The organism is Exiguobacterium sp. LL15 (genome assembly GCF_024436095.1).
In the GTDB taxonomy this organism is placed as follows: domain Bacteria; phylum Bacillota; class Bacilli; order Exiguobacteriales; family Exiguobacteriaceae; genus Exiguobacterium_A; species Exiguobacterium_A indicum.
This window is the reverse complement of the sequence record NZ_JANFNX010000002.1, coordinates 124,321-137,064: the sequence shown is the minus strand read 5'-3', so window position 1 is coordinate 137,064 and position 12,744 is coordinate 124,321. Positions and strand designations below refer to the sequence as shown.

Below are 12,744 nucleotides of genomic sequence, written 5' to 3'. Positions count from 1 at the left end.
ATCCGTTTTAATTTAATCATTCATCCAGAATAGACCAACCGTCTCTGCTCCGGCATGCGTCCCGATTGCTGGTCCGAACGTGCCTTCGAGAATCGTCAAATCCGGGAACTTCGCTGCGACTTGCTGCCGCAGTTCCGTTGCCATTTCCGGTGCCATCGTCGTCGCGACATAAATCCGGTTCTTATAGAACGTGTGCTGACGCATCGATTCGTCGATTTGTTTAACCATTTCAATGTAAGCTTTCTTTAAAGAACGTGCTTTTTTGAATGGTACGATTTTTCCTGCTTCATCCGTCGTGATGATCGGTTTGATGCTGAGTAGGTTCGCAAGGAACAAGTCACCAGATGAGACACGTCCACCCCGGCGCATCGTCTCCATATTACCGACGATCATATAGAAATGGGTCTTTTTCGTCAACGCTTGTAAGGCTGCGACGATTTCCTCGACGGATTTCCCCTGTGCCGCGAGCTCCATCCCGTAACGAATGAACTCTTGTTGGTTCTCAAACGCTGTATGAGAGTCGATGATATGAACCGGGAAGCTGGCTGCTTCCGCTGCTGATGCTGAACTTTGGACGGTACTTGAGAGCCCGTTCGTACAGTGCACTGCAATGGCACAGTCATAACCTTCTTCTTTCAGACGTTCATATGTTCCAACGAACTCCCCAAAGATTGGTTGTGATGTTTTGGCAATCAGCTTTTTGTCCGCATCTAGCGCACGGAACAAACGCTCGACCGTGATCGCATTCTCTTGGTACGCCGTATCACCGAGTAAGATTTGAATCGGTACGACATTGACGCCGATCGCTTCTGCCTCTTCCTTCTTGAAATAGGCCATACTATCGGTCACCCATGCTATTTTAGTCATTTTCCTTAGCCTCCGTTAGATTCTTCTCGCTTTATCCTACCATATACAGAAGTGGAAATCGCAAGAAACGTCATGACATCATCTGAAAATGAAACGATGTACGCTTATGATAGTGCTCATCGGCATGCAAGACGACGGAAGGAAAATTCGGTTGGTTGATCGCATCCGGTAATCCTTGTGTCTCAAAACAGATTCCGAGGTATGGGGTTGCGCGTCTTCCACAAATCGTAAACTCGCCCGACAAATGATTAGCAGTGTAGACGACGACTCCCGGTTGATCCGTCACGACGCGCAATCGCCGCCCGCTGATTGGCTCATCGAGAACGATTTCTCCACCCTCTCTAAGCAGGAAGGGATGATCAACCCCACTACCTGCTTGGCGGAGTTGTTCATCTGATGCATGTGTCACTTCATGCAGGGGACGGGTATCGAGAAAATCAAAGACGGTGTCTGTCACCGGGAGAATATCACCGGTCGGTACCGCATCTTTCGTCAACGGAACATAAAAAGGTGCATCCATTCGTAACAGATGCTGTTCAATCGTCGTCTTCGCCTCACCCGTCAAGTTAAAGTACGTATGATTCGTCGGACTGAATGGTGTCGAAGCTGTCGTCTCCGCTTCATAATGGATATGCAGGACGTTCTCGTCCGTCCATTCGAACGTCAGCGTGAACGACAAGTGCCCCGGATAGCCGTTCTCACCACTTGGACTATCTAAACGTAAAACAAGTTTGTCGTCGTTGATTTCGTGTGTGAACATCCGGTTCGCCCAATTTTCGCTTCCTCCATGGAGGTGATGTTCACCCTCATTTTGTTCGAGTACATACGTCATTCCTTCCAACGCAAACGCACCATTCGCAATTCGTCCTCCGACGCGTCCGATCGTGGCGCCTAAGTGATGCGGATCATCTTGGTATTCTGATAGGTCGTCAAACGCGAGTACGACATTTTCGACCATTCCATGTTGATCCGGAACCCGGATGGCAAGAATTTTTGCGCCTCGGTTCAAGATATCGATACTATGCCCATGCACATTTTGTAACGTGAATCGTAACAAGGACTGATCTCCTAGTTGCCCTACTTCTGTTGTCGTAATCATCATTTGCTTCCTCCTGTACGATACGTTTTCCTGTTTTCGTATTTACCCTCGGAACGAGACAAAAAAACAACAATGGCAAAAGACCATTGTTGTTACAGAGACGGAAGTGGTAATCGCACTTCGATCCGAGTCCCTTGATGGATGATCGAGTGGACGTGTAATGTTGCAGTCGGACCGTATGTCACGTCTAATGCGCGTCGAATCAGGAACAGATTCGAATCCCCCGTTTCCTGTTGATTCAGTTGTTGCATCACAGCAAGCGGCATCCCTTGTCCGTTATCCGTGACTTCGATGACCCAGTCTGTCGTCGCCTTGAAGGCACGGACATCAATCCGGTGATGGCGCCCTGCCTTTACGAACGCATGACGCAGTGCATTATCGACGAGCTGTGTCACAAGGAACGGGAAAACGAAGTATTCTTCAACAGCGGTCTCGATATCAAGATCGACCGTGATATCGGCGGAGGTCAGTTGATTCGGGCGACGTCGTGTTCCTTCTAGTGATAAATAGGCTTTCAGGGTCGCCAGTTCCTCACGGAGTGGATGTTCATCATGCCGCGTCGCTGTCGTCAACAGTTGAAGTAGCGCATTCAGTTGATGTTTCACAGGAGTTCCTGGATCAGCTGTCCGCTGGATTTCTTCGATGATGCCTTTCAGATAGCTGACGTGTAACATCGGTTTCATCTTTCTTCCGCTTAACCGGAGCAACTGATCTTCTCGATGCATATGCAGCTCTCGTGCTAATAAACGGACGAGTTGTTCCGTCATCCGCTCGACGGTGTCGTCAAATAAGTCTTTCGAAAAGTAACAGATGACACCTGCCTTTTGACCGTTAATGCGCATCGGATGAAAACTGAGAATTTGTCCCGTCTGCTCGTCTTCCTGTCGGACGGGTTCTTCTGCTTCGATCCATCGTTGTTCCTCACGTCTCGGTTGCTCTCCACAGACTGCTGGTTGCTGGTCCGTCATATCGATGACGACCTCTGTCGCCCCGAGCACGACGATCCGTTGCATCTTCGTCTCCTTCAATAACGTCGCTCCGATCTGTCGCGCGACTTCCGAAGTCAATCCCTGCTTTCGTAAGGGTTGTAATGCTTGCAGTAGACGATCGGAACGCTCGGTTTGCCGGACGAAGAGTGCTCCTTCGAGTCGAAGTTGTGTCCGTAAAATCATGATGAACAGTACGACCCCACATATGTTTGCGAACAGTAACGGAAAAGCAGCACGACTCATCAAATCAAGTGCTTTTGCCGTATCCGGTGCAAGTAATAGCGTGATTCCACTTTCAAACAGTAATGCTGTCAAGACGATACCGATGGGCGGAACAATTGCATAACCATCATGCAAACGCCAGCGTTTTCGATACCAGCCGCTCGCAAGTCCAGCGAGCATGGCGATGATCCAACCGGCTTCCGCCCCTAACGAACCGAGTACGTAGCGGTGTAGACCAACTAAACATCCCGTAATGCCGCCAATCACGGGTCCACCAATCAATCCGCTCGTCACGATGACAGCGAGTCGGGTATCAAGCAACAAGGCATCTTTTTCGACGGCTAATCCGAGTAACGGATCAATCGTCGTATCTTGCGAAAGTTCAATTCCTGCATAGTTCATCAATATACCGGATGACACGAATGCGAAGAGCAGTGGAAGGTTCATTCCGCGGTCCATCTTGAATATGTATCGGGAAATGCGCCACTGGGACAATAAAAAGGCTAACAGTGCTAACATACCTAAACGACTCAGTAAGAATGGAATCTGCTCGAGCACGGAATACCTCCTCGTTTCATAGGACGCGAATCAACAATAAAGTCGTATTAGATTACATTCCCGCTCCTCTCTGCATTCTCCTATCATGACGGCTGAAAGTTCGCACAATCCGTCCATTCTTGATTTTTTGACTGATGCGATGAAAAAAAAGCCGGCTCCTCCATGAGGAACCGACCATCTTATGCTTCTGCTTGTTCAGCTGGATGCAACCAAATCTTGACGCGGTTGATTTGATAGTTTTCCATCTCCATCACTTCGACGGAGAAGTCCGGTGTGTCGATATGCTCACCTGGCTGAAGATCGATGTTGTGCATCTGAATCCAGCCACCGATCGTATCGACATCTTCGACATTCGTAAAACGAATATTGAAACGCTCTTCCAAGTCAGCGAGCAAGACTGTACCGTCGAGTAGGAACTCGTCAGATTTGACCTGTTCGATTTCTTCGACTTCATCTGCATCGAATTCATCACGGATTTCACCGACGATTTCTTCGAGTAAGTCTTCCATCGAGACGAGACCTGCTGTTCCGCCGTATTCATCGACGACGAGAACGAGATGGGTGCGGGTCCGTTTCATCTTGCGAAGTGTCTCTTGAAGCGACGTCACTTCCGAAACAACCGGTAAATCCTTGATATAGTGTGTCACCGGATGCTCATTGCCGTTCGCATAATCCGTCAAGACTTCCTTGACGTTGACGTATCCGAGAATCCGGTCCTTATCATTTTCTTCTGTAACCGGGTAACGCGTGTACGGATTATCCATGAAGATTTCCATCAGTTCATCCTTCGTCAAACGTTCTGAGATCGTCTCCATCCGCATCCGCGGCACCATCAAGTCTTTGACGATGTGCTCATCAAACGCAAAGACGTTTTGCATGAGGGCAAGTTCCGTTTGGTTGATTTCACCACTTTGGAAACTTTGCGCCATAATGATTTTCAATTCATCTTCCGAGTGGGCTTGTTCGTGCCCTGCAGGTTTGACACCGAACAGACCGAGGAATAAGCGCGCTGAACCGTTGAGTAACCAAATGAATGGGTACATGATTTTACCGAACACATAAAGTGGACGGGCGAACAACAATGTCATGCGTTCTGCATACTGAATCGCAAGCGTCTTCGGAGCGAGTTCACCGATGACGACGTGTAAGAACGTGACGGATACGAATGCGATACCAAACGACAAGAGTGTCGAAACAGCAGCAGAGATCCCGAAGTCATCGAAGACAGGGTGCAAAATCTTTTCAACAGTTGGTTCACCAAGTGCCCCAAGACCAAGTGCCGTGACCGTGATACCAAGCTGACAGGCAGACAAGTAGTAATCAAGATCGCCCGCGATTTTTTTCGCAAGGACGGCACTTTTGTTCCCTTCTTGAATCATTTGATCCAAACGCGACATCCGAACCTTAACGACAGCAAATTCCGATCCGACGAAAAACGCCGTCAACGCAATCAACAAGACCACTAAAAATAAATTGATGAATAATATAGTATCCAAAATCCCCTAAACAGGGGTCACCTCCATTGTTTTGTATTAAAGCTGTGCAATCAAGGAAGCAATCAATGTTAGACGCCGGGACAGTTCTAAGCGGATCGCTTGTTTTTCGACGTCCGTCGAATGTAACAAACGCTGCTCGAGTCCTTCAACCGTCGCCTGAAGTTGTTTCACTTCCTGATAAATCGTCTCCCCTGTTTTTTGTTCCCGTTCCGTAAAAGAAGCAAGAATCTCTTGCAGGGAAAGCCGTTGAGACTTCAAATATTCAATCTTTTCGATTTGATGAATGACCGATTCGTCATACAGACGGTAGCCAGAAGCGGTACGCTCTGGTGTTAACAGACCGAGTGATGTGTAGTAATCGATCGTTCGTTTTGATAAGCCGGTGGTCTCCGCGACCTGACCGATTCGAAGTAACGCCTTCCCAAAAGATTCTCACCTCCTTTCCATAGCTAGTTCTTTTATCTTATCATGTCAAAACCATACAGTAAAACGTCGCGCTTTTTAAGAGAAAAAAAACGACTACTCCCGTTCGCACGAGAATAATCGTTTCATCCCACTTTTTCATACGGTTGCTACAGGTTCTTCGACTGGTACACCGACGATCGAGCGTTCCAGTAATTCAACGACATCGTACGTAGCAACCGCCTCGTCGACTTCCTTCGCCTTCGTGCCGTCACTGAGCATCGTCAGACAGTACGGACATGCTGACCCAATGACAGACGGTTGGACCGTCAACAATTGTTCCGTCCGTGCGACGTTGACGCGTGCGCCGACTTTTTCTTCTTGCCACATCATCCCGCCGCCAGCACCGCAACACATCCCTTTTTCCCGATTGCGTTCCGTCTCGACGAGCGTGATTCCTGGAATCTTCTCGAGAATATAACGTGGTGCGTCGTAAATATCATTGTAACGACCGAGATAACACGAATCGTGATAAACGACACGCTCCTTGACTTCATGGAGCGGTGTGATCCGTTTCTCGTCAATCAGTCGTGCGAGCAATTCCGTATGGTGATACACTTCAACGTCCGGACTCAGTCCGAAATCTGGATACTCGTTTTTAAATGTATTGTAGGCATGCGGATCAATCGTGACAATCTTTTTGACGCCGTATTTCTCAAATGATTTGATGTTTGCTTCTGCGAGTTCTTGGAACAAGACTTCGTTCCCGATTCGACGTGGTGTATCGCCCGAGTTTTTCTCATCGTTTCCGAGAATCGCAAACGAGATATTGGCCTCGTTAAGAATACGTGCAAACGCCATCGCGATTTTTTGACTTCGGTTATCGTACGATCCCATCGCACCAACCCAGAACAGGTACTCGAAGTCTTCGCCCGCTTTTTTCTTCTCCTTTGCTGTCGGAACGACGAGTTCATCCCTATTTTTCCGCCAGTTTTCGCGTTCTTTCCGGTTCATCCCCCACGGATTACCTTGACGTTCGATGTTCGCCATCGTCCGTTGCATCTCCGGATCCATCTTGCCTTCCATCATGACGAGATGACGACGGAGGTCGATGATCTTATCGACATGTTCGTTCATGACTGGACACTGATCTTCACAGTTCCGACAAGTCGTACACGCCCAGATTTCTTCTTCCGTAATGACGTTCCCAATCAATGAATCGGGAACGATATCCATCTGTCCGGCTGCTGCCAGGGAAGCGATTTGATTACCTTGCGATCCTTCGAACGCAAAGGCAGGTGCCCATGGCGAACGTTGAGTGATCGCTGCCGTTTTCATGTTGAGATGGTCTCGTAATTTAACGATTAAATCCATCGGCGACAGCATCTTCCCCGTTCCGCTCGCTGGGCACATATTCGTACAGCGTCCACACTCGACGCAAGCATACAGATCAACGAGCTGTTTCTGATTGAAATCTTCGATTCGGTTGACCCCGAAGCTGAATTCCGCTTCATCGTCTTCTGCCTCTTCCATGACCGATAGATCAATCGGTGCCAAACGCCCGACTTTCGACGTTCGACCGAGCCAAACGTTTGCTGTACCGGCAATCAAGTGCGCATGTTTACCTTGCGGGATGTAAACCATGAAGCTAAGTAAGAACAGTAAGTGCGCCCACCAGAAGAAAACGAATAATCCAAACGCAATTGACTCCGGCACCCAACTGAATAAGAACGCGATGCTTGAAGCAACCGGTTCACCGAGCGTCGAATGATTCTCATAGACAAGGAAGAAGCCGTTTCCGAACAGGACGGCGACCATCAAACCACCGATGAAGATCAACGCAAGACCTGCCATGAAATTCCGCTTCAAGCGGACGAGTTTCTCGACGTACCGGCGATAAAATCCCCAAACGACGGCAATCAAGATGACGAGCATAACGATTTCTTGGAAGAATGTAAAAATCGGATAAAGCGGACCGAGTGGGACGTGCGGGAAACGCTGACCGACGGCGAGTCCTTTCCAGATAAAATCGATCGCTCCGAATTGAACGAGTAAGAAGCCGTAGAACATCATGACGTGGATGGCGCCACTTTTCTTATCCTTTAATAATTTTTTTTGACCGAAGACGTTGACTAAGACCGCGTCCAATCGTTCTTTGTTCGTCAGTGTCCATTCCGCCTTTTTCCCCCGTTTAATGGCGGCATAACGACTTTTGACGAGTGACGTGAACAGATAGCCCGCATAGCCGATGACGAGTAGGAAGGCAATCCAGTTGATGAGTAAAAACGTATTCATGTTCGAACAAACCCCTTTCCCCCTAAAGCAGTTGTGTTGAAATGAGTATAGCATATAGTGAATGGCTATTCATTCATTTTTTTCATTTAGTTTTTACTGTGTCACAGAAGCAGATAAGTACTCAAAAAAAATCAAGCAGTGAATCATCCACCGCTTGATTTAATCACGTCCAATACATCATTTTTTTAATTTCATCGCATTGGCCATCAGACCAGGGATGTCCGTATTTTCATGCAATCCACTGAACTGTTCGCTTTGTGGACCGTACGCGTAGAGCGGAACGTCAACACCTGTATGCACGGCAGTCGTCCAGCCGACATACGCTCGTTTACTGATCATCTCATTCAATGTCATGACGCGTTTCTTCGCATCCACTTTTTGCAACGTCTGAATTTCCTCAGCCGTCAAATCAAACGTCGTTTCTCGTTTGACGACAGTTGCGATGTTCGATAAGTCGTCGTTGAACTGACGAACCATCTCATCTCCCGTCGCCTTGACGTTTTTCAAGACTTCCGGTTTCGCTACGTACTCATCGTATCCACCGACTGACATACCACCTGTATCATGGTCACCGGCAACGACGACTAAAGTATGTTTATCTTTTGCAGCAAAACGAAGCACTTTTTCGACAGCCTGGTGGAACGCTTCTGCATCCTTCATCGCCCAAGCAGCATCATGCGCGTGACCCGCCCAGTCAATCTGACTTCCTTCTACCATCAAGAAGAAGCCATCGCGATCTTTCTTCAATGTTTGCAGGGCTTTCGATGTCATCGTCGCAAGACTCGGTTGATTCGTGTTTTCCCGGTCCAGTTCTGGTGCCATTCCTTCTTCTGCAAACAATCCAAGAACTTTACGACCGTCCGTCTCATTTAGACTTTCGAGTGAATCCGCATACTGGTATCCTGCTCGTTCTGCTTTCTTCACTAGATTACCAGCCTCTTGAACGCCACCATTTTTCTGATCAAAAAAGAACTTCTGACCGCCACCCAGTAAGACGTCGACTTTCATTTCATCCATGTATTGCTTCGCGATGTCCGCTTCGTTCGCGCGCGTTGCGACGTGTGATGCAAAAACAGCTGGTGTCGCATGGGTGATAGCTGATGTCGAGACAAGTCCTGTTGCTTTGCCTGCTTGATCCGCCCGATCAAGAATAGACGCCACTTCTTTTCCACTTGGATCCATACCGATTGTTCCGTTGTTTGTTTTTGTTCCTGTTGCCATCGCCGTTCCGGCAGCAGCTGAATCGGTCACTTTCGTGTTTGCCGAATACGTCCGCATCATTCCTTTTAAGTGACCGTCGAGTTCCGTCTCCTCGCCTCCTTGATACCAGCGATAATTCGTTGCATAGGCAGCTGAATAACCGTCCGGGATCATGAAGATGACATTTTTAACCTTCGCTTGTTTCGTGTTTTGTTTTGCCTCGACCGGCTGAGCCGATTCATATGTATAGCCCGCAACTCCCGTCATAAGCACTGTACCGAGAATACCTGTCGCCATCCATTTCTTGTTCATTTGTGTTTCCTCCCTGTTCACGATGATGGTTTCATCATACCGAGCGAATGTAAATGAACGATGGAGACCGCTTTAAGGGATGTAAAGAAACGATGACAGCCGAGTTACCACTTCATCTCTTCAAACATGTAATAGCCTTTGTGCTGTTCTTCTAAATATGCCGATAATGGAAGACGTACGTCTTCACTCGTGATGTACTCCGCTAACTCTGTTTGGTTGATCCACTTCGTCTCAATGATTTCTTCATCGGGATCACTTGGATCAAGTACACCACTCACTTCGCAATCAAAATAAGTCACGAGGCTGTGCGCTTGATAAGTTGGCATGAAGTTCTCCGTTAAGAAGGCAAACGACGACGATGTGACCGTCAAACCGGTTTCTTCTTCCACCTCGCGACGCAGTGCTTGCTCGAGGGTCTCTCCAGACTCAATCTGTCCACCGGGTAAGCTCCAGCGTTTCTCCTGACCCGATTGATTATGGACGATGAGCAGTTGATCGCCCTTACGGATGACCGCGACGATGATTCGATAGAGTGGATACATGACGCTTCCTCCTAAAAAGACCACCTTGCCTAAAACAAGATGGTCCACTGTGATTGTTTATTCTAAGCCGAGCGACTGTGGCAGACGGACTGCACGTGCGAAGGCATTTTTATAGTCCTTTTTCGCGACTAACTTTTCGACTTCACGGATTGCTGGATGCTGTTCGTCCGCGAACGCACCAAGAATCGTCAAGTAACGCTCGTATACTTGATCGTCTTCCTGACGTGCTTTCAAGAGCGCAGTATACAGCATGACGGTATCTTCACCGTATAAGACCGGTAATTCTTCGTTAATTAAAAGCAGTGTATCAATCGCTTCTGGATCGACCTTCGGATTATATTCCGTGATGACCTGCTCTGCGAGTCCTTCGAGTTGATCGCGCCATTCGTTGTAACGCGGCTCATCGTTCTCGAGCCACTCAAACCATTCCTCTTCCAACATCTGCTCCATTTGACGTACTGTTTGTTCAAATGCCATTCGTCTCACTCCGTTCCCAAGTTAAATCAATCATATACGTACCGACTGCTTGTCCATTCATCTTTAATGTATAGCGAAACTGCATCTGCTGCCGTTTCATCTCAATCGTCTTCGTGTCCGTTTCCATCAACATCTGACCGAATTGACTGCCATACTGGCTTTTGGTCGTCTCTCCTAAAATGAAGACATGATGCATCGCAACAGGACCTTTGCGATTCAAAGCGATCTGGTCTTTTGACCATTTGATCGTCGTATCGATCGGTTGTTCATCCGGCTGAACGAACTTCACGGCAAAACCGTCTTTTGTTTCGAACAACGTGCCGTCCGCCTCAAGTTCGACCGATTCACGCATCGGACCGTCTTCGATCGTCGTCACCTGTCGTAATGACACCGGGTACTTTACTGGTTTCACTTCTATCACCTCATCGTTTAGCGTACACGATTTTTTCGTCTGATGCACCTTCTGCTTACATGCAAGAAAAAAACGGATTCGACAACTATCGAATCCGTTCAAAACATATTAGCGCACACGGTACAGACGAGCTTCGAATGGACGAAGTTCCAGCTCTGTTCCTTCATGGTGCATCGTCGGATAGTTGCCGAGCAACATATTGTCCGAGTGCAAGATGATGTCCGTATCGATTTCTGCTGTTTCGCCTTTTAAGTTCGTAACGATCAAGAATTGTTCGTCACCAAACGTCCGTGTATACGCGTAGACTTTCGTATCTTCCGGTAAGATGAGATCATACGCGCCATAGATCAATGTCTCTTCCATCTTACGGATTTGGATCATTCGTTTGTAGAAGTTCAAGATCGAATCTTCATCTCGTTCTTGGGACGCGACGTTAATGTCCGCGTAGTTCGGGTTGACACCGAACCATGGAGATTGATTCGAGAAGCCGCCGTTTTGCTCATTTGTCCACTGCATTGGTGTGCGTGAGTTATCACGGGACGAGTTCCAGATGACTTCCATGATTTCCTCATGTGTTTTTCCGGAAGCAAGTTGCATCTCGTACATGTTTTTCGTCGCGACATCATCATAATCCGAGATGTCCGGGAATTGAACGTTCGTCATCCCGATCTCTTGTCCTTGATAGATGAACGGTGTGCCTTGCATGAAGAAATACATCATCGCAAGCGACTTCGCGCTCTCTTTCCAGTACTGTTCCTCGTCGCCCCAAAGAGAGACCGAACGAACCTTATCGTGGTTTTCGAGGTACAACGCATTCCAACCTGTTGCTTCAAGTCCTTTTTGCCATTTCGTCAGCACTTGCTTCAGTTTGACGACGTCGACGCCTTTTTCAGCGTCTGCGCGCCAGAGATCCATGTGTTCGAACTGGAAGACCATGTTCATCTTACCGTTCTCTTCTCCGACCCAGAGATCCGCTTCTTCCGGTGTGACGCCATTTGCTTCTCCGACTGTCATGATATCGTATTTCGAGAACGTCTCATCCTTCAACTCTTCGAGATACGCATGGATGCCTTCTACGTTCATATGCATATCGAATGAAGGGACATACGGCATACCAAGCGGATTCGGGAGATCAGCGAATGATTGATCCTTGTTGATGTGACTGATCGCATCGATTCGGAAACCGTCGATACCTTTATCGAGCCACCAGTTGATCATCGTATAGACCGCTTGACGCATGTCGCGGTTTTGCCAGTTCAAGTCTGGTTGACGACGAGAGAAGACGTGCAGGAAGTACTGCTCTGTCTTTTCATCATATTCCCATGCTGATCCACCGAAAATACTTTCCCAGTTGTTCGGTTCTCCACCATTAACGGCATCTTTCCAGATGTACCAATCGCGTTTCTCATTGTCTTTCGACGAACGTGATTCAAGGAACCACGGGTGTTCATCCGATGTGTGGTTAACGACGAGATCAAGCAAGACCTTGATGTCGCGCTTATGCGCTTCTTCCATCAAGAGATCGAAGTCCGTCATCGTACCGAACTCATCCATGATGTCTTCATAATCACTAATGTCATATCCGTTATCGTCGTTCGGTGACTTGAACATCGGGCAAATCCAAAGAACGTCGACGCCAAGATCCTTCAAATAATCCAATTTTGCGATGATACCCGGAATATCGCCGATTCCATCGTTGTTTGCATCGTAAAAGCTGCGTGGATAGATTTGGTAAGCAACTGCTTCTTTCCACCAAGCTCGTGTAATTGTTTGTTGGGCCGTTTCAGGGCGCGGTATCATTTGTGTCATGTGTCGTGAATCCTCTCGTAGGTCAGTCTTTGGGGTGTTGTTTTCATCAGTTATTGAACTTCTA

At 47.9% G+C, this 12,744-nt stretch carries 11 protein-coding genes; all 11 read right to left on the bottom strand.

The annotated features are described in order from the left end of the window. Positions 1–12 precede the first annotated feature (12 nt). Positions 13–867 (bottom strand): DegV family protein, encoded by an 855-nt coding sequence (locus NOM72_RS12070; RefSeq protein WP_255999234.1) that lies wholly within the window; start codon positions 865–867, stop codon positions 13–15. A 70-nt stretch (positions 868–937) separates the two neighbouring features. Next, entirely contained in the window at positions 938–1,966 is a 1,029-nt protein-coding gene (locus NOM72_RS12065) for an aldose epimerase family protein (RefSeq protein WP_081637451.1), read from the bottom strand. 92 nt (positions 1,967–2,058) lie between these two features. Next, on the bottom strand, positions 2,059–3,735 hold the full coding sequence (locus NOM72_RS12060) for a LytS/YhcK type 5TM receptor domain-containing protein (protein ID WP_255999233.1): 1,677 nt from the start codon (positions 3,733–3,735) through the stop codon (positions 2,059–2,061). 179 nt (positions 3,736–3,914) lie between these two features. Beyond that, a complete protein-coding gene (locus NOM72_RS12055; RefSeq protein WP_023466825.1) occupies positions 3,915–5,231 on the bottom strand; it encodes a hemolysin family protein in 1,317 nt (438 codons plus the stop codon). A 36-nt stretch (positions 5,232–5,267) separates the two neighbouring features. Then, on the bottom strand, positions 5,268–5,636 hold the full coding sequence (locus tag NOM72_RS12050; RefSeq protein ID WP_035399153.1) for a MerR family transcriptional regulator: 369 nt from the start codon (positions 5,634–5,636) through the stop codon (positions 5,268–5,270). Positions 5,637–5,792: 156 nt separating this feature from the next. Next, positions 5,793–7,928 carry a (Fe-S)-binding protein gene (locus tag NOM72_RS12045; protein WP_053452457.1) on the bottom strand — a complete coding sequence of 712 codons (2,136 nt, stop codon included), beginning with the start codon at positions 7,926–7,928 and terminating at the stop codon, positions 5,793–5,795. A 177-nt stretch (positions 7,929–8,105) separates the two neighbouring features. Continuing rightward, entirely contained in the window at positions 8,106–9,440 is a 1,335-nt protein-coding gene (locus NOM72_RS12040) for an alkaline phosphatase (protein WP_050677287.1), read from the bottom strand. 104 nt (positions 9,441–9,544) lie between these two features. Next, positions 9,545–9,982, bottom strand: a complete 438-nt coding sequence (locus NOM72_RS12035; RefSeq protein WP_053452455.1) for an NUDIX domain-containing protein — start codon at positions 9,980–9,982, stop codon at positions 9,545–9,547. A gap of 57 nt (positions 9,983–10,039) precedes the next feature. Further along, positions 10,040–10,459 (bottom strand): hypothetical protein, encoded by a 420-nt coding sequence (locus NOM72_RS12030; protein ID WP_023466820.1) that lies wholly within the window; start codon positions 10,457–10,459, stop codon positions 10,040–10,042. Beyond that, positions 10,449–10,871: a YwiB family protein gene (locus NOM72_RS12025; protein ID WP_235147615.1), complete on the bottom strand. Its 423-nt coding sequence runs from the start codon at positions 10,869–10,871 to the stop codon at positions 10,449–10,451. Before NOM72_RS12025 ends, NOM72_RS12030 begins: the two co-directional genes overlap by 11 nt. Before the next feature lie 108 nt (positions 10,872–10,979). After that, positions 10,980–12,638 (bottom strand): glycoside hydrolase family 13 protein, encoded by a 1,659-nt coding sequence (locus NOM72_RS12020; RefSeq protein WP_255999306.1) that lies wholly within the window; start codon positions 12,636–12,638, stop codon positions 10,980–10,982. Positions 12,639–12,744 lie beyond the last annotated feature (106 nt).

Coding starts and splice junctions, on each gene's coding strand:
- NOM72_RS12070 (WP_255999234.1), bottom strand. CDS start 867: ATGACTAAAATAGCATGGGTGACCGATAGTATGGCCTATTTCAAGAAG.
- NOM72_RS12065 (WP_081637451.1), bottom strand. CDS start 1,966: ATGATTACGACAACAGAAGTAGGGCAACTAGGAGATCAGTCCTTGTTA.
- NOM72_RS12045 (WP_053452457.1), bottom strand. CDS start 7,928: ATGAATACGTTTTTACTCATCAACTGGATTGCCTTCCTACTCGTCATC.
- NOM72_RS12040 (WP_050677287.1), bottom strand. CDS start 9,440: ATGAACAAGAAATGGATGGCGACAGGTATTCTCGGTACAGTGCTTATG.
- NOM72_RS12035 (WP_053452455.1), bottom strand. CDS start 9,982: ATGTATCCACTCTATCGAATCATCGTCGCGGTCATCCGTAAGGGCGAT.
- NOM72_RS12030 (WP_023466820.1), bottom strand. CDS start 10,459: ATGGCATTTGAACAAACAGTACGTCAAATGGAGCAGATGTTGGAAGAG.